This window comes from Psychrosphaera sp. (assembly GCF_982872775.1).
In genome coordinates this window covers 1-16760 of record NZ_CEYNSH010000054.1, presented here as the reverse complement: position 1 = coordinate 16760, position 16760 = coordinate 1, and the positions used below count along the sequence as shown (strand labels likewise).

Sequence of the window (16760 nt, the reverse complement as noted above, 5' to 3'; positions counted from 1 at the left end):
CATCGTATTGGTCTAACAATGCTTTTTGCTGTTTGAAGTGCTCTCGAGTGACTCGAATAGATTGGGTAAACTGAATGGAGAACTGACTGACTTGCTGGTGGAGAAACTCGAGCTCTTGCTCACTGATCTGGATGCCCAAGTCATCACAATACAAGCAAAACAGCGCCAAATTGACATTACCGCCATAGCTGTTTTGCCAGCCTAGTAGTTCTTGTTGTACATCCACTTGCTGATAGGTCGTTATGCTAAATTGCCACAACTCGGTTGGTTCAATTTGTACTGTCGACATAAGACTCCTTTATTTGACGAACATCACGGGCTGCTCTGACTTTGCTCTAAATTATAGCTCAAAGCTAGCACGTAAGGTTTCGATTTGTTCCTCAATATCAAACCACTCTAATTCGGTCTCTTCCAATTGAGCTTTTAAGCTAGCTTGACTGGCGAGTAGTTCGGTTAATTCGGCCTTGCGCGCTTCTGAGTATAGCTCAGAATCTGCCATTTTCTCTTCTATTTCAGCGAGTTGATTGGTGATTTTTTCTTGTTTCTTGGCGAGCTTGTCGGCTTCTTTCTTAAGTGGAGAAATCGCCTTTCTCATTTCAGCTTCTTTGCGCTTTTGTTCTTTTTTGGCTTGTGCCGAATGTTCTTTGTCAGAGCTATCATTAAGTGTTTGATTGGCCTGACGATCTTGCTCAAGTAGCCACTGGTGATAGTCGTCTAGATCTCCATTAAATGGAGCGACTTGACCCGCATCGACTAGGTACAAATCATCACAGGTCGATTTCAATAAATGCCTATCGTGGGCAATGAGGATCATGGCGCCTTCAAAACCCTGTAATGCAATCGCTAACGCTTGGCGCATTTCGATATCTAAGTGGTTGGTAGGCTCATCGAGTAGTAATAGGTTTGGCTTTTGGTAAACGATTAGCGCCAATACTAATCTTGCTTTTTCGCCACCTGAAAAGTTGTCAATTTTGTCTAGGGCCTGATCGCCCATAAACCCAAAGCCACCAAGGTAATCTCGAGCCGGTTGTTCGAGTAATTTATCATCCAACAGCATCAAGTGCTCAAGCGGTGACTGACCAGGGGTTAATGTGTCTAATTGGTGCTGTGCAAAGTATCCAATACGTAAGTGCTTACTATATTCAAACTCACCACTTAAAGGTGCAATGCTCTTAGCTAAGGTTTTTATAAGTGTTGATTTACCGGCGCCGTTTCTACCCAATAAGCCGATTCGACTGCCTGGAACTAGATTCAGTCTTATCTTTGATAGAATCTCAACATCACCATAACCTGCGGCGACTTGATCCATTTTGATTATAGGATTTGGAATATTTGTAGCGGGTAAAAACTCAAAGCTAAATTGTGAATCGACGTGAGCCGGAGCAATTTTTTCCATCCGCTCGAGCATCTTAACTCGGCTCTGGGCTTGTTTGGCTTTTGATGCTTTCGCTTTAAATCGGTCGATGAATGACTGAATGTGTTTAATTTCAGTTTGTTGTTTTTCAAATGTTGCTTGCTGCTGAGCTAATCGTTCGGCACGTTGTGTTTCAAAAGTTGAGTAGTTGCCTGTGTAACTGTTCAAGGATTTGTTTTCGACGTGCAAGATACCCTGGCAGATATTGTCGATAAAATCACGGTCGTGTGAGATCAACAATATCGTGCCTTCATAGCGTTTAAGCCATTTTTCAAGCCAAATAACCGCATCCAAATCCAAGTGGTTAGTTGGCTCGTCGAGAAGTAAACAGTCACTGTCAATCATTAGCGCTTGAGCTAGATTGAGACGCATACGCCAACCACCCGAAAAACTTCTAACCGGACGCTGTTGTGCATCGGCATCAAAGCCTAATCCGCTTAGCAGCTCGCCTGCTCTGGCCGGAATTGTATAAGCATTGATGGCTTCCAACTCGTGATGTAGCTGGGCAATTTTATGACCATCGTCTTTTTGCTCAGCGTCATTAAGCTGTTCTTGTAGTTGACGATAAGCTTGATGACCATCAATTACATAATCCAGAGCGGATCTATCTAGCCCAGGTGTTTCTTGTTTTACCCAAGCCAGTTGCCAACCTTTAGGGTAGGAAATTTCACCGCCGTCATTACCAAGTTCACCTCGGATTAAATTGAATAGCGTAGACTTGCCACAACCGTTTGCGCCAACGATACCGATTTTGTGACCAGGAAAAATGGTCGCAGAAGTGTTTTCAAATAAGACCTTGTTGCCAAGTTGTAATGTAAGTTGCGATATTTGCAGCATGAAAAAATCGGAGTTCCTAGTTTATTGGATATAAGTCGTTTGGGCACAAATTATTGGGCAAGCGAATGGTATAACTTGCGGTTCGTTACGTATACCCCTGAGTAGTATTTTATAAGTTTGTGAAATTGGTTTACACTGCGCGGTCTAAATATAGAGGTAACCATGACCAAAAAGAAAAAGCGTTTTATCGCCGGGGCGACGTGTCCTGAATGTAAAGAAATGGACACTATGATGTTGTTCGTTGAAAACAATGTTGAAAAAGTGGAGTGTCAAAGCTGTCACCACCAAATGACTCAACCCGATAACGCCGTTCAGGGTGCCACTCGCCAGTTTGAACAAATCATCGGTGTATTTAACCCAGAAGATTAGAAAATACAGCCTTGTGTAGTGTGTAACTGTTCACAAACTATACAAGGCTTGTCTTTAATAGTGCGGCGGTGGTGTCTCTTCCGACATGTCGGCGATGTTCGAGCCTTTGCTTTCCGAAATCTTTTGAGCCAATAACTCAATTTGCCTAGTCACTACCGAGAATTGTAAATTGGTTTTGGTAATTTGATCGTTTAGTTGTTCAATCGTGTCTTCCTGAAACGCCAGCTGGCTTTCCAACGATTCAATTCTTGTTAATAACTCATTGACCAGTTTGCTTTGTGAATCACTCACGCTCAACCTCCCATACTTCACTCAATCCAGCCGAACTTAGACTGATGACTTGAGTGCCATTATTAATAAACGTCGCACTATACACGATTGCACTGGCAGGGCGTGAGCCTTTCCTTGCGGTTACTACCCATTGTTGTCCTTGTTCACCAGTTTTCACATCCCAAAGGGTTAATTCACGAGTTGGTGCACCAGTGACAAGCCATTTGCCATCGTCACTAAAATTAGCGCTAGAGAAGATTTCTTGGCGATTGAAAAAGTCTAAGCTTGATAAAACTTTTCCGGTCTTTAAATCCCAGATTCGGGACTGTTTCTTGCTATCGGCGGTAAAAGCAAAACGACCTTTAGGATCTAATGCTACTTTAGTCACGCGACTGCTGTGTCTAAATTGATAAACGACTTGTCCCGTTTTTGTGTCCCACAAGTAAGCGTTGTTATCACTAGAGCCGGTCAAGACATAACGTCCATTAGGCGATATATCCAAGCTGTTAATTGTGTTACTGATTTGCACTGGCTCACCATTTTCGTCCAGTAGCCCTGACTGATGTCCCATGAATTCTAAACGGCGACCTGATTCGACGGTAATGTGAGTCACCATGCCATTACTTTTACCGATGACGATGTGTTTACCACCATTGGAGACTTCAATGGCACGGATAGTACCCAAAATCATGCATCGTTCGTTGTTGACTTCTAATACATTAATACATTTATCACGGTCTACAATGTCTATTTGGCCTAATTTGGGCTCGTCATTTTCTGTCATGTTTGGGGACTTGGCACCTCGAACCCAAGCGCTATCAGAAATTGTCTCGGGACGAATCTGAACTTTTGATTTTTTGACCTGCCAAAATCCAACGTTTTCACCAGTGTTTATGTCCCACATGGAGAAGTTGTGTTTGTCGGCAAGCACGGCATGGCTGTCGTTATCAGAAATAGCGGTGGCAAAGATCATGTTGCCGTCGCTCATGATGGCCGTTGATTCACCGTCGTCAAAGCTTAAGGCTTGATTAGATTGGTCGTGTGACCATTGATATTTAAGTCCTTCGGCCTTGAGATCCCAAAGTGCGACACCATGGTATAAAGAGGAGATCACGGCATATTGGCCCGATTGCGATACCGTCGCGTCAAATGCACCTTGCTGCGCCGCTTGGAATTGGCGGCTTGGTGTGTCACTGTGAGGCTCACAACCCGAAAGTAGGACAAGCGAGAGGCTAGCTATTAATCCGGCTAATCCTTTTTTTAGACTATCGCCGCTTATCTTTGTAGGTCTATATGCAATGTCGCCGAGACCTTGAGTGCGCTGGTGGATGCTTTGTGACATTCCTTTAGTAATAAGCAATGTTTACCTCGTTATCGGTTTTAGCTGGGTAAAGGGTTTTTCTTTACTTTGTTAATCGCTAGTATAGGCTACTTCGGATCGAAAAATGTAGCCCAACGTTAAAATACGTTGGTAGACCAATTGTTTAACGCTTCTTGGTCACAAAAAACAATCATAATATTGGAGAGAACATGAATAAAGCAGTAAAACTAACTGCCATCGCTGCAGCCATTGCCGTTGTTAGTGCTTGTGGTGCAGATAAAAAAGAAACCGCTACGCCAGAAACAGAAGTTCAAAAGCAAAGCTACGCTATTGGTGCGCAGATGGGTTCTTACCTGAAAAATAACCTAGAAAAGAACAATGAAATTGGTGTGAACCTTGAACAAGATATGATCGTTAGCGGCATTCAAGATGCGTTAAGTGACACTGTTAAGTTATCTGACGAAGAAATCGAAACAGCAATGACGAGCCTAGAAAGCACTGTTCGTAAGCTACAAGCTGAAAAACAAGAAAAGCTAGCCTCTGAAGCAAAAGAAGCAGGCGTTAAGTTCTTAGAAGAAAACGCTAAGCGCAGTGAAGTAACGGTAACTGAATCTGGTCTTCAGTACGAAGTACTACAAGAAGGCGAAGGCGAAAAGCCAACGGCTGACTCAACAGTAACCGTTCATTACCACGGTACGTTAATAGACGGTACAGTCTTTGACTCATCAGTTGAACGTGGCGAAACGATTAGCTTTGGCCTTAACCGTGTAATCCCTGGCTGGACTGAAGGTTTACAGTACATGTCAAAAGGCGCGAAGTACAAGTTCTACATCCCGTCTGAATTAGCGTACGGTTCACGTAACGCGGGTTCAATTCCTCCACACTCTACATTGATCTTCGAAGTTGAATTATTTGACTTTGAATCACCTGAGAGTGCAGCAGAATAATTTTATTTAGAATCGAGAGCCTCTTTTATGTGGCTTAGCGATTAATAAAATTCTTAAAAGAAAAACGTGAGCATTTAGTCTCGCGTTTTTTATACCTACAATTTGTTTTTACAAATATCTTTTTAAATCTTTTTGAAAAAACTGTCTCAAAGTGTTGGTGAAGAGGCCTTTATTATCGGCCTTGTAGCCAAAATCACTGATACAAGCTCAACGATTCAATGCGCTGTCTCACTATCTCTGTAAGTTGCTTGTAAGAGTTTGAGTTAATAGTACCAATTTGGTCGGATAACTCTTGGTAACTCAAGTTTTCTGGTAGGTTATCGATAGACGGGAAGTAGCTATTTTCGGTGTGTTTATTTGCTAAGTATTGCTGTGCAGTCATCGCACTACTTGTTGAGGCGGTTAAGCGTTGACTGAACATAATACCGGCTTTATCCGCCGCCAGATCTGCAAAGCTATATCCACTGCCACCAAAGTCCGAATCATTAAGTTCTTTTAACTCACCAATTTTGAAACCAAAGTCAGAACCGCCAATTTGGTCTAATACCGCGGAGTAAAGAAAATGTAGTGCTAGGTCAGTTCTTCCAGAGAGTGTCGGTGTGTATGGGCTCTTGGATGATTTATTAAAGTTAAGTCCGGCAAACTGAGCAAAACGAGGATCGCCAAAAAATGACGCAAGCGCCCATATTGCAGCCCGGTTTTCTATTATTTCAATAGAAGTATTTATTTTGCCTACATCACCTGCTGAGGTTCTTTTTCTGTAGGCAGCTATTTGTTTTAGGTTGGCCGTTCGGTTTTTTACTTCCTCAAAAAGAGGTTGGGTGTAGTAGGCCAATGATTGATTAGGTATTTGAATTGCCTTTAACACTTCGACGTATGCAGTAAAGCTCTCCGGGTTTAATTCAATACCTAAATAATCACTGGTGACGCTTTGAGAAACGGCTACTAACGATTGTTTTAATTTGTGTTTATTAAATTGTTCTGGCCTTTGAGTAAACAAGCGTAATTGGTCATCGTTAATGTCGATTTGTTTTGCGACTCGTTCGAATGAAGGACCAAGCTCTGGACCCAATAACTTGGTTAAACCTTTTGATATTAGCCAATTAGCAACAGACGCTGAAATTGGTAATTGACCTACTTGGCAGTATTCGACTTTAAACTCTAGAGTGCCTTGTGAGAACGTGCAGTAGGCATTGATAAAAAGCTGAGGTCTTGACTCATAAGGTTGGAATGATACGGCTGCCGTGAGCTGTTGATTCTGAATAAAAGCTTCAATGCGTGTGCGCTTGAGAGTACTCGCCGCTAAATTAGCCAAGCCATCTATTTCATCTTGATTAATGACGACGTCTAATTTGTCATCATCGCCTTTAAGTTGCCGAGCGATACGACCGAGCGCGGTACGAGCTTTAGTGACTTGTTGGGCGTTAATTTCAGGATTGGGCTTTAAAAGTGGAGTCGGGGCCGTGATTAAATAGAAAAGTGTCGTCATTGCGATGGCTGTGATGATAATAATCGCCAATACGCCTTTTGTGAAAACCGACATTGTCCTGATGTTACTCCTATAGGGTTGAGACTGCTGAGTTAGACGATAGCCTCCTATCTATAAACAGCCAATCACCAGTGTAGCTTTCTCATATTTTATGGGCCAAACGTTTTCCCAAAAAAGGGGGCGTTTTGAGGCAGTGTGTTCTGAAAAAGCTGCACTGACAGATAATTTCCCAAACCAGGTGCATGGTACTTTCTGCTATTTTTGTTTGGTGTAGTAGGCGTGTATTAATTCGTCTTCTAATTCCATTCTGTTTTCTAAGGTAGACCCTAACTCAGAAAGGTCGTTATCAAAACCGACAAACTCAGAATTTGCGGGAAGATTAGAGTATTTGTCGTTGAAGTCAACTAAGGTTTGAGTTGTCTCGGTAATTTGAGGATACAAACGATTGGCTAAATCTGCACTGTCAGTGCCTGAACATTGCTCGACGATTTCGTCGTACACTTCAAAGTGACCTGCGGATAAATAATCGATAAGGATTTGACAAAATTCGGTAATGACTGCGTAGTCGGGAAGAGAATTTTTGTTTGATTCGAAAGGCGGTAATCCAGCTAACTCACAGTACTTCACAAGAAGTGTTTGCCGCTCAGATAACCAAGTGTCGATAGCGCTATGAGAGCCGCCGTATTTTTGTTCGGTTTGTTCTTGCCTTACTAACATGACTGCACCTTCCTCTTTGAAAGATCGTTTGTTTTCCATAATGTTAATTAAAATTATAGACCCTATTTTTAAATTAACACATTGGATTTGAAGCTTTGTGGTTTAGAATATCCTCATCACAAAACTGCTCGGATAAAGGGGCTCTTATGATCCAACACAGTAAGCCATTTTCAGATGATTTAGAAGGCTGGTGGTGCATCATTCACACTCATCGGATCTTTATGCCGAGTCCACATAATAATATTCCTTTCGGCCGTTTTGACGACTTGAACCTGGACATTGAGCCTCCTCAACGAGTCCACATAATTGGTGAACTAGAAGGCGACCCTGTCTACACTATTTCGGTCGAGTCAGAAGATGAGAGCTCATTACCCATTGATGACTTTTATGGAATGCGCTCGGTATTGTTTGAGCATGAAAGTATGTTTGAATTCGCATCGCGTGCTTTTCAAGTCAATCTCTTTTTAAAAACCCACAAATTTTGTGGTCAATGTGGCGAGCCGATGACACTTATTGATTGGGAGCTTGCGACGCAATGCCAGCCTTGTCGTCATCGTTGTTATCCGCGCATTTCTCCAGTTGTGATTGTGGCTATTCGCAATGGTAAAAATATACTATTAGCCAAAAACAAACGAAGTACGTCTGGCTTTTACAGTATTTTGGCTGGGTTTGTAGAAAGTGGTGAAACACTCGAGCAAGCCGCTCATCGTGAAGTGTTCGAAGAGGTCGGTATCAAGATCAAAAACCTCAAATACTTTGACAGTCAGCCTTGGCCTTTCCCGCATAGTTTGATGGTTGGCTTTACAGCGGAGTATGACTCTGGCGAATTGAATCTGTGTGATGATGAAATTGAAGCCGCAGATTGGTTTACTTTTGACGAGCTGCCACCAACACCGCCAACTAAGACGATTTCTGGTCAGCTAATCGCACATACGAAGAAATTAATTAAACGAGGATAGATGCGTTTTTGATGGTGTAGAAAAGAAAAAACCACTCCTAAGAGTGGTCGAATTTTTCTAGCGCGTGAGCTCAACTTGTGAGTTTTTATTATAGTTTTTCTTGAGCGCGCAGTATTTATAGCACTGGCGATCTGGGTGTGCAAGATTTAACCATAAATTAATACAAACTTATTTCGAATATAGAAATGAGTCTTTATATGATTTGATTCTATAGTGCGAATTTAAAGGATTGTATGGAGTGAATTCTAGACATCTGTTAAAATCGCCGACAATAAAATTTTTGAGAATGCCCATGACTGAATTAAAGAATGATCGTTATTTACGTGCCTTATTAAAAGAACCTGTAGACCGTACTCCGGTTTGGATGATGCGCCAAGCTGGCCGTTATTTACCTGAGTATCGTGCGACTCGAGCTGAAGCAGGCGATTTTATGTCATTGTGTAAAAACGCTGAACTTGCATGTGAAGTGACAATGCAACCTTTGCGTCGTTACCCTCTTGATGCGGCGATTCTTTTTTCTGATATTTTGACCATTCCAGATGCAATGGGTTTGGGCTTGTATTTTGAAACGGGTGAAGGTCCGCGTTTTAGCAACCCAATCAAAACCAAAGCTGACATTGATAAGCTGCCAATTCCAGATCCGGAAGGTGAACTTCAATATGTAATGAACGCGGTTCGTACGATTCGTCGTGAATTAAAAGGTAGTGTTCCGTTAATTGGCTTTTCTGGAAGTCCTTGGACATTGGCAACTTACATGGTTGAAGGCAGCGGCACCAAAACCTTCTCTAAAGTTAAAGGCATGATGTATTCAGAGCCTAAAATGATGCATCAGCTACTAGACAAGGTTGCAGATTCAGTAACAAGTTACCTAAACGCTCAAATCGCGGCAGGTGCACAATCTGTGATGATTTTTGACACTTGGGGTGGCGTATTAACACCACGTGATTACAAAGAGTTTTCTCTTAGCTATATGCAAAAAATCGTGGATGGTTTGACTCGTGAAAACGAAGGTCGCAAAGTTCCTGTGACGCTATTTACTAAAAATGGTGGTCAGTGGTTAGAGCTAATGGCTGAAACGGGTGCTGATGCGTTAGGTTTAGACTGGACTATTAATATCGCAGATGCTAAACGTCGTGTTGGTGATAAAGTCGCATTACAAGGTAACATGGACCCGTCTATGCTTTACGCAACACCAGAGCGCATTCGCGAAGAAGTAAAAACGATTCTTGCTGATTATGGTGACAGTGGCACAGGTCACGTCTTTAACCTAGGTCACGGTATTACACCTGATGTGTCTCCAGAAAATGCCGGCGCATTTATTAACGCAGTTGCGGACTATTCGGGCGAATATCACAAATAGAATTATTAGTCGTTATTACGAGTCGTCTTCGCCTTTAAAGTAGATGCAAATAGCCGATGTTTAAAAATGTTGGCTATTTGAATAGGAAAAGACGAGTAGTATAGGCATAAAAAAACGCTTAGAGGATAAAACCTGTAAGCGTTTTTTATTACCTGATTGTTCTAATGAGTTAGAACAGGCGGTTTAAACCATTTAACGCCGCAACGCGATAAGCTTCCGCCATCGTCGGGTAGTTAAATGTAGTATGAATAAAGTATTCGATGGTATTGGCTGTGCCTTTTTGTTGCATCACGGCCTGACCGATATGAATGATCTCAGCGGCTTGTTCACCAAAACAGTGAATGCCCAAAATTTCCTTTGTTTCACAATGGAATAAAATCTTCAAACCACCAACCGGCGTCGCACCAATTTGGGCACGAGCTAGGTGTTTAAATGATGAACGTCCCACTTCGTAAGGGATTTTGGCTGCTGTTAACTCTTGTTCCGTTTTACCCACAGAAGACATTTCTGGAATCGTATAAATACCTGTTGGGATATCGTCGATTAATTTACCTTCAGTCGTAAGGTTTAGCATGTAGTCGGCACAAATACGGCCTTGGTCATACGCAGCACTTGCTAGACTTGGGTAACCAATGACATCGCCGACGGCAAAGATATTGTCAACCTCAGTCTTGTAGGTTTTGTCTACGGCCAATGAGCCACGAGAGTTCGCTTTCAGACCAATAGCATCAAGATTTAAGCTGTCTGTATTACCTGTACGACCATTAGCAAATAAAATACAGTCAGCTTTCATGCGCTTGCCTGACTTCAGTGTCATGATCACACCATCGTCATCCGCTACAATTTTGTCGTATTCTTCACCGTGACGAATCACAATACCGCTATTCCAGAAGTGGTAGCTCAGTGAGTCGGTCATTTCGGCATCCATGAAAGACAACAGACGCTCACGAGTGTTGATTAGATCAACTTTACAACCCAAGCCTCTAAAGATAGACGCGTACTCACATCCAATAACACCGGCACCATAAATGATGATGTTTTTAGGTTGGTGCTTAAGAGATAAAATCGTATCTGAGTCGTAAACACGAGGATGTTTGAAGTCAACGTCAACAGGGTTGTATGGACGAGAACCCGTTGCGATAACGATATTTTCTGCCGTCAGTGTTTCAACCGAACCGTCTAATAGCTCCAACTTTAATGTGTGCTTATCGATAAAAGACGCTGAACCATGATAAATCGTCACATCGTTACGATCGTAAAAACCACCGCGTAGACGGACTTGGTCACGAATTACTTTGGTTGTGTGTTCTAAGATGTTGTCGAACGTTAATGTCGCCGCTTTTTCTGTTTTGTTGAATAGCGGATTGCTGTTGTATTCAACTAAGCGACTAACTGAGTGACGCAATGCTTTTGACGGAATCGTTCCCCAGTGTGTACAGCCACCACCAACTTGACTGTGCTTTTCAATTACCGCAACTTTCTTGCCTGCTTTGGTCAAGTTCATTGCTGCACCTTCACCACCAGGGCCGGTACCAATTACAATGGCATCGTACTGGAATGATTGTGGCTTTTGTTCTGCTTGGTTTTTTTGTTTTTTAGTGGTCACAAATACACCTTCGTCACGTCTAACTAATCTGGAATGAATTCATTTCATTAATATCTCGTAAGTTTAACAAAGAATTAAAACTTAGAGAATGAATCATTTAAGTAAAAGTTATTGTCGTACTGAGGCTTTTTGTCAACAAATCTACCTATTTTAAGCGTTAACTTGGACTAAAAAGCGTTGCCACTGTTTTTGCTGTGCTTGCCATTGGCGTTTTAATTCTTCGTAATTCGCTTTCAGTTCTGCAAGTGCAGTATCAGAAACTCGTTGTTTTTTCGCCTTTTCTTCTAACGCGGCCAAATAGGCTTTTTTAGTTTCAACAAATTCTTTGAATGACTTAATTAGCTGCTCGTATTCTTTTTCGAGTTTGTCTACGACTTCATTTTTACTAGGAAGTTGCAATAGGTTCTGTTTTGTTTTTTGTTTTTGCATACGCCACTTAGCGGCTTTTATTTTTTCTTCAGGTACCACTCGCAGCTTTTTTGTCAGACCTAAGTAGCTCATACTTTTTATAAACCACTTGGATGGATCGAAGTGATACCAACGGATTCCGTTACGATAGTCGTTTTCAAAGATATGGTGATAGTTGTGATAACCTTCGCCATAGGTCACAAGAGATAGGAAGAAGTTATCGCGTGCGGTGTTTTTATCTGTGTATGGCTGTTTGCCCCAAATATGCGCCAGTGAGTTAATAAAAAACGTGAAATGATGACTAAGGACTAAACGCAGTACGCCCACGGTAAGCAACATTCCCCATATATCGTTGAATATCACGCCTAATATAAGTGGAATACCAAAATTCATTCCAAGTGCAAGTGGCAGGTAATACTTGTGTTGCCACATGACGATTTTGTTTTTTTGTAAATCACGACAGTTCGAATAGTCGTGGTATTTATCGCCTTGGTAATCACGTAACATCCAACCTATATGACTAAACCAAAAACCACGTTTGGCGGAATACGGGTCTTTGTCATTTTGATCAACAAATTTATGATGTATTCTGTGATCTGAAGACCAATGCAGTGCACTGTTTTGCAATGCAAAAGCACCACCAAGTGCCAAGACAAACTGGATAAAAGGGTGAGCCTCGTACGTTCGGTGTGACCAAAGTCTATGGTAGCCGACAGTGATTGACATACCCGCGAATCCTAACGCTAACGTTGTCGCGATTAGATGTTCAATTCCCAAACCGAAAAAGTAGGCGTAGAGTGGAACGCCAATGAGCGCAATAGCGAAGGTAATGGAGAACACCAATACATTAACCCATAAAATAGGTGGTTGGTGAGGGCTTGAATCGGATGAGGCTGACATTGGGTATACTCTTAGCTTACAACTGTACGCTGAGTTTATCTAAAGTGCTTATAAAATCAACTTTATTGAGCCAATAAATTGTACATGTGTACGCTTAAAACTGAATGTGATTGAAATTATGAACAAAAAAAGTGGCCCAGAATTAGTTAGAACACGAGCGCAACAAAAAGAACAAACGCGCCGTACGATCATAGATGCGGCTTTTAGCATGTTAAGTGCTGATCATAGCTTTGCGAATCTAAGTCTTCGCGAAGTGGCAAGAGAGGCAGGCATCGCTCCAACTTCCTTTTATCGTCACTTTAAAGATATGGATGAGCTGGGATTAACCTTGGTTGATGAAGCAGGACTGATGTTGCGTCAGTTAATGCGCCAGGCTCGTGCTCGAATTGAAAAAGGCAAAGGGAGTGTTGTGCATACTTCTGTTGAAACCTTTATGGAATTTGTTGAGATCAATGACAATGAGTTCAGGCTGCTATTGCGTGAGCGCAGTGGTACATCAAAAGCTTTTCGCCGTGCGGTTTCACGTGAAATTCAACACTTTGTAGAAGAGCTGACGGAATATATTCAAGCTCGAACTCAAGCTTCTCATACAGACGCATGGTATGAAGCCGATGCATTAGTGACAATTGTATTTAATGCCGGGGCAGAAGCTTTAGATTTGAGTACAGAAAAACGAGAAGTACTGGCCGAAAAGATTGTCCAGCAGTTAAGGTTTGTTATTCGTGGCTCAGAATCATCGCGTAGAAACTAATGACTTTGGCTTTGTCTTCATTGGGTGTTGAATATTTACTCAAGTCTTGTAAGTCAGTAAAAACAAGGGGTGACACATGACTGTCACATTCTGTCATATGACAAAAGGGGACACAGTCATCCAAGTGTCGTACGTAGAATACAAAAAGTTTGGTTAACTTGATTGCAACACAAAACAATTTGTATCAAGTGACAAGGAATTAAAAATGACTACACCAAGTGATAACACCCATCTAACAAAAACTTCTGGGGTCGATGCTACCGTCAGTTCATCTGACGTTGACGCTACCGATACGAAAAAATTGGAGGATACTGTTGGTGTTCAGAAGTTAGATGCCAAAAAAGCACTATTCCAAGGCGTTACATTTACCTTTCATGTTAATGGAAGTGTTATAGAGTGCTGGGGATCGGGCTGGTCTGGGAAAGAAGTGATCAAAGTAGATGGAAAGCTTATTTCTCAACGTCGAGTATTTCTGTCTAACCCCTCTGTTCACAGTTTTATTCACAATGGGGTTACCTTCGAAGTAGAGTTCAATATTATTAACCGACTTACCGGTGAGCTTCACTGTATTTTAATTCGAGATGGAGTTCATGTAGAAACTAAAAAGCTACTACAAACGCACGGTAAAAATGAGAACGTATATGATGAAAAAGCCGCAAAACGAAATGTGATAGTTGGGGCGGTTTTTGGCTTTATCTTGGGCTTCTTTATGATGTTTATCTTGTTAAACGATGAGAGCATTCCACTTCTTAAAAGTGCTTTAGAGTTTATGGCGTCTTGGTTTTAGTCGTGTGGAGTTATTAAATAATGGATATTAACGCTCAATTAATAAAAGACAGTCGAACGAGTCGTAATTGGACTCAGCAACATTTGGCCGATGCTTGTGGCTTGAGCTTAAGAACTATTCAACGCGTTGAGCGATACGGCAATGCTTCTAATGAAACTGTTGGGGCCTTAGCATCGGTATTGGAAATCGAGCAATCGGATATTGTAGTTCCGGATCGGGAAGTAGAAGTCATTACTATGGCGCCTACGAAAAATCCTTGGATTGAGAGATTTATATTGGTGTTTGGCTCAATGGTAGTGGGTTTTTTAATCGCGACAGCAATTAACTAATTCTAAAAAGGAACTTAATCCAATGAACAAAAAAGCTTCTGCGAGATTAAAACAAGGTTACTCTTTTACGATTACAAATGAGAACTCAGGTGCGGTTACATTAGTTGTTATCGCAGGATCAATATTACTGTTTAGCCTTGGGATGCAAATCGGAAGCTTGATAGGCTGATTTTGAGTTTGCCGAACTGCATCAGCCTTTAAATATGTACCTTATTCAACTGTTCCTTAGTAGGGGAATTGGCTGAACAAGGTATAGTGAGGACTAAAACTAGCTGTTTTAAAGCACCAGTAAGTAGCTTTATATTTTTTTCGTTAAGACCACACCACATTCTAAGTGATGGGTATAAGGGAATTGATCGAATACTGCGAACTTTTCCACATTATGGGTATTAGCAAGTACTTTTAGGTTTTCATATAGGGTATCTGGGTTACACGAGATATAAATGATCGTTTCATAAGCCTGAACCATCTTAACAGTTTCATCATCAAGGCCAGCTCGTGGCGGATCGACAAAGATCGTGTCACAGTTGTAGCTTTTAAGATCTATGCCTTCCAAACGAGTAAAGGTTCGAGTCCCGTTCATTGCTTCTGTAAACTCTTCCGCAGACATACGGATGATGTCGACGTTGTCGATGTTGTTCGCTTTTATATTGTATTGAGCAGCATTCACTGATGTCTTAGATATTTCCGTCGCTAATACACGATCAAACTTGTCCGCTAGCGCGAGCGAAAAGTTACCATTGCCACAATATAGTTCTAGCAAATCTCCTTTATAGTCTTTGGCATTCTTTGCCCAACTCAACATATGTTCACACACTACGGCATTTGGTTGGGTAAAACTGTTTTCGACTTGCTTATATATGTACTCTTTATTATCAACGGTTAACTTCTCTATAACGAAGTCGCGATCTAGGATCACTTTTTGTTTCCGAGCACGACCAACAAAATCGATCCTGTACTTTTCAGACAAGCGCGCTTTCAATGCTTCACATTCTCGCGTCCATTCTTCATCGAGTTGCTTGTGATATAACAAGCTAACAAGAATCTCACCACTTAAGGTAGATAGGTAGTCAATCTGGAATAGCTTGCGACGTAATGTTTCGTTAGGTTTTAATTCTTCTAACAGATCTTGCATCACCTCATCGATCAACTTACTCGCTGGTGGAAAGTGGTCAATACGGATCTTTTCTTTTGTCTCTTTATCAAACATGATGTGAAAGAGATCATCGCCATCATGCCAGACCCTAAATTCACAGCGCATCCGATAGTTGAGAGTAGGAGATTCATATACATCTAATGCTGGAATACCAAATTCATTAAATTGGGTGTTAATGATCTCTATTTTTTCATCTAAAAGCTGATTGTATTGCTCTGGCTTGATCGTATCTAAAGGCATGGTGATTTTCTTATAAAGTAGTAATACAGGTTATTTTACGCAAAAAAACCGAAAAACTCTAAATTAAGCAATAAAAAAGGCCGCATAAGCGACCTTTCTAATAGAGATAACTGTAAATTATTTATCGTTTGCCAAGCGAACTTTTAACATACGCTCTTGAAACTCAAAATCATTTAACGCGTTGATCACCTTTTTACTGTCACTCGCTGCAACCTCTACAAATCCGAAACCACGACGCTTACCGGTTTGCTTGTCACGTAACAAACGTACTGAAAAGACCGTACCGTGTTCACTGAAAAGATCGCGAACGCTTCCTTCATTTGCGCGATAAGGAAGATTACCTACATATAAAGTAGTGGTTTGAGCTTGTTGCTCACCCGATGTACCAACTAAAGAACTTGCTGCACCAGCAAGTAATGCACCGATTGCGAATAACACAGCACCAGGTACTTGTGGATCTACTACATAAAGGAAAATAGCCCCTACTACTGTTACTACTGCCGCCGGAATAAATACCGAAGAATTAAAAGACATAGTCCATACTCTCAAAAAAGATTTAAAAAACATTAATGTATACACGTGGGCGTCCACGTAACGCCTATCTTATTATCTCTTTGCTGTTTTACAAGTTATTTCTTGCTCAAAAAATACCGGATCCTTTCACTTAATAACCAGATCGAACAAGATCTAACCGAACGATCGTAAAAGATCGGATTATTTGGAATTAGTACTTGCGTTAAATCTAAAACTCCCTAAAATGCGTCCTCGTTGTCAGGGAGACATCAAACACTTCAAAAAAACAAGTTTTCTTGGATGGTTTGAGACTCAAAACGCTACTTAAACTTTTCAAAAAAGATTAAGAAAAACGTTGACAACAACAAGTCGCAGTGTAGAATGCGC

At 41.4% G+C, this 16760-nt stretch carries 18 protein-coding genes; 8 read left to right on the top strand and 10 right to left on the bottom strand.

Features of this window, described 5'->3' with window-relative positions; translation table 11 throughout:
• Both AC4E96_RS12665 and AC4E96_RS12660 read right to left on the bottom strand, forming a co-directional pair.
• A partial coding sequence (locus AC4E96_RS12665; RefSeq protein WP_490256075.1) for a TIGR02444 family protein occupies nucleotides 1-289 on the bottom strand: 289 nt, incomplete at its 3' end.
• A 51-nt stretch (nucleotides 290-340) separates the two neighbouring features.
• The gene (locus AC4E96_RS12660; protein ID WP_488034033.1) at nucleotides 341-2251 is read right to left on the bottom strand and encodes an ABC transporter ATP-binding protein; all 1911 of its coding nucleotides are present in this window, start codon (nucleotides 2249-2251) and stop codon (nucleotides 341-343) included.
• 162 nt (nucleotides 2252-2413) lie between these two features.
• Here AC4E96_RS12660 and AC4E96_RS12655 point away from each other — a divergent pair, with 162 nt between their 5' ends.
• A complete protein-coding gene (locus AC4E96_RS12655; protein ID WP_488034032.1) occupies nucleotides 2414-2620 on the top strand; it encodes a YheV family putative zinc ribbon protein in 207 nt (68 codons plus the stop codon).
• Between the two features lie 54 nt (nucleotides 2621-2674).
• On the opposite strand, the gene AC4E96_RS12650 is transcribed toward AC4E96_RS12655, so the two are convergent.
• Nucleotides 2675-2911, bottom strand: a complete 237-nt coding sequence (locus AC4E96_RS12650; protein WP_488034031.1) for a SlyX family protein — start codon at nucleotides 2909-2911, stop codon at nucleotides 2675-2677.
• On the bottom strand, nucleotides 2904-4250 hold the full coding sequence (locus tag AC4E96_RS12645) for a WD40 repeat domain-containing protein (RefSeq protein ID WP_490256074.1): 1347 nt from the start codon (nucleotides 4248-4250) through the stop codon (nucleotides 2904-2906). Before AC4E96_RS12645 ends, AC4E96_RS12650 begins: the two co-directional genes overlap by 8 nt.
• Nucleotides 4251-4420: 170 nt before the next feature.
• On the opposite strand from AC4E96_RS12645, the gene fkpA reads away from it, so the two are divergent.
• Nucleotides 4421-5158 (top strand): FKBP-type peptidyl-prolyl cis-trans isomerase, encoded by a 738-nt coding sequence (gene fkpA / locus AC4E96_RS12640; RefSeq protein ID WP_488034029.1) that lies wholly within the window; start codon nucleotides 4421-4423, stop codon nucleotides 5156-5158.
• A gap of 193 nt (nucleotides 5159-5351) precedes the next feature.
• Here the strand turns inward: fkpA and AC4E96_RS12635 are convergent, their stop codons facing one another.
• Both AC4E96_RS12635 and rsd read right to left on the bottom strand, forming a co-directional pair.
• On the bottom strand, nucleotides 5352-6701 hold the full coding sequence (locus tag AC4E96_RS12635) for a hypothetical protein (protein WP_490256073.1): 1350 nt from the start codon (nucleotides 6699-6701) through the stop codon (nucleotides 5352-5354).
• Nucleotides 6702-6902: 201 nt separating this feature from the next.
• Entirely contained in the window at nucleotides 6903-7364 is a 462-nt protein-coding gene (rsd, locus tag AC4E96_RS12630) for a sigma D regulator (protein WP_488034027.1), read from the bottom strand.
• Nucleotides 7365-7510: 146 nt separating this feature from the next.
• Between rsd and nudC the strand changes: the two genes are divergently transcribed.
• Both nudC and hemE read left to right on the top strand, forming a co-directional pair.
• Nucleotides 7511-8323, top strand: coding sequence for an NAD(+) diphosphatase (nudC, locus tag AC4E96_RS12625; protein WP_490256072.1), 813 nt, complete (start codon nucleotides 7511-7513; stop codon nucleotides 8321-8323).
• Nucleotides 8324-8615: 292 nt separating this feature from the next.
• Nucleotides 8616-9683: a uroporphyrinogen decarboxylase gene (gene hemE, locus AC4E96_RS12620; RefSeq protein ID WP_490256071.1), complete on the top strand. Its 1068-nt coding sequence runs from the start codon at nucleotides 8616-8618 to the stop codon at nucleotides 9681-9683.
• A 169-nt stretch (nucleotides 9684-9852) separates the two neighbouring features.
• Here the strand turns inward: hemE and sthA are convergent, their stop codons facing one another.
• Both sthA and AC4E96_RS12610 read right to left on the bottom strand, forming a co-directional pair.
• Complete coding sequence (gene sthA, locus AC4E96_RS12615) at nucleotides 9853-11289, bottom strand: Si-specific NAD(P)(+) transhydrogenase (protein ID WP_488034024.1); 1437 nt, start codon at nucleotides 11287-11289, stop codon at nucleotides 9853-9855.
• 150 nt (nucleotides 11290-11439) lie between these two features.
• Nucleotides 11440-12597, bottom strand: coding sequence for an acyl-CoA desaturase (locus AC4E96_RS12610; RefSeq protein WP_490256070.1), 1158 nt, complete (start codon nucleotides 12595-12597; stop codon nucleotides 11440-11442).
• Between the two features lie 118 nt (nucleotides 12598-12715).
• Here AC4E96_RS12610 and fabR point away from each other — a divergent pair, with 118 nt between their 5' ends.
• From fabR to AC4E96_RS12590, 4 genes are all read left to right on the top strand, one after another.
• Nucleotides 12716-13348, top strand: coding sequence for an HTH-type transcriptional repressor FabR (gene fabR / locus AC4E96_RS12605; RefSeq protein WP_488034022.1), 633 nt, complete (start codon nucleotides 12716-12718; stop codon nucleotides 13346-13348).
• Nucleotides 13349-13553: 205 nt separating this feature from the next.
• Nucleotides 13554-14135: a hypothetical protein gene (locus tag AC4E96_RS12600; RefSeq protein ID WP_490256069.1), complete on the top strand. Its 582-nt coding sequence runs from the start codon at nucleotides 13554-13556 to the stop codon at nucleotides 14133-14135.
• Between the two features lie 20 nt (nucleotides 14136-14155).
• A complete protein-coding gene (locus AC4E96_RS12595) occupies nucleotides 14156-14464 on the top strand; it encodes a helix-turn-helix domain-containing protein (protein WP_488034020.1) in 309 nt (102 codons plus the stop codon).
• A 22-nt stretch (nucleotides 14465-14486) separates the two neighbouring features.
• Entirely contained in the window at nucleotides 14487-14633 is a 147-nt protein-coding gene (locus tag AC4E96_RS12590; RefSeq protein ID WP_490256068.1) for a hypothetical protein, read from the top strand.
• Nucleotides 14634-14762: 129 nt separating this feature from the next.
• Here the strand turns inward: AC4E96_RS12590 and trmA are convergent, their stop codons facing one another.
• Together trmA and AC4E96_RS12580 are read right to left on the bottom strand one after the other, a co-directional pair.
• A complete protein-coding gene (gene trmA / locus AC4E96_RS12585) occupies nucleotides 14763-15860 on the bottom strand; it encodes a tRNA (uridine(54)-C5)-methyltransferase TrmA (protein ID WP_490256067.1) in 1098 nt (365 codons plus the stop codon).
• Between the two features lie 117 nt (nucleotides 15861-15977).
• Complete coding sequence (locus tag AC4E96_RS12580; RefSeq protein WP_490256066.1) at nucleotides 15978-16394, bottom strand: RNA recognition motif domain-containing protein; 417 nt, start codon at nucleotides 16392-16394, stop codon at nucleotides 15978-15980.
• Nucleotides 16395-16760: the final 366 nt, after the last annotated feature.

Excerpts from the sequence above, each read along its gene's own strand:
- rsd (WP_488034027.1), bottom strand. The coding sequence starts at position 7,364 with ATGTTAGTAAGGCAAGAACAAACCGAACAAAAATACGGCGGCTCTCAT.
- AC4E96_RS12600 (WP_490256069.1), top strand. The coding sequence starts at position 13,554 with ATGACTACACCAAGTGATAACACCCATCTAACAAAAACTTCTGGGGTC.
- trmA (WP_490256067.1), bottom strand. The coding sequence starts at position 15,860 with ATGCCTTTAGATACGATCAAGCCAGAGCAATACAATCAGCTTTTAGAT.
- fkpA (WP_488034029.1), top strand. The coding sequence starts at position 4,421 with ATGAATAAAGCAGTAAAACTAACTGCCATCGCTGCAGCCATTGCCGTT.
- AC4E96_RS12635 (WP_490256073.1), bottom strand. The coding sequence starts at position 6,701 with ATGTCGGTTTTCACAAAAGGCGTATTGGCGATTATTATCATCACAGCC.
- AC4E96_RS12655 (WP_488034032.1), top strand. The coding sequence starts at position 2,414 with ATGACCAAAAAGAAAAAGCGTTTTATCGCCGGGGCGACGTGTCCTGAA.
- fabR (WP_488034022.1), top strand. The coding sequence starts at position 12,716 with ATGAACAAAAAAAGTGGCCCAGAATTAGTTAGAACACGAGCGCAACAA.
- hemE (WP_490256071.1), top strand. The coding sequence starts at position 8,616 with ATGACTGAATTAAAGAATGATCGTTATTTACGTGCCTTATTAAAAGAA.
- AC4E96_RS12610 (WP_490256070.1), bottom strand. The coding sequence starts at position 12,597 with ATGTCAGCCTCATCCGATTCAAGCCCTCACCAACCACCTATTTTATGG.
- AC4E96_RS12590 (WP_490256068.1), top strand. The coding sequence starts at position 14,487 with ATGAACAAAAAAGCTTCTGCGAGATTAAAACAAGGTTACTCTTTTACG.
- AC4E96_RS12660 (WP_488034033.1), bottom strand. The coding sequence starts at position 2,251 with ATGCTGCAAATATCGCAACTTACATTACAACTTGGCAACAAGGTCTTA.
- nudC (WP_490256072.1), top strand. The coding sequence starts at position 7,511 with ATGATCCAACACAGTAAGCCATTTTCAGATGATTTAGAAGGCTGGTGG.
- AC4E96_RS12595 (WP_488034020.1), top strand. The coding sequence starts at position 14,156 with ATGGATATTAACGCTCAATTAATAAAAGACAGTCGAACGAGTCGTAAT.
- AC4E96_RS12580 (WP_490256066.1), bottom strand. The coding sequence starts at position 16,394 with ATGTCTTTTAATTCTTCGGTATTTATTCCGGCGGCAGTAGTAACAGTA.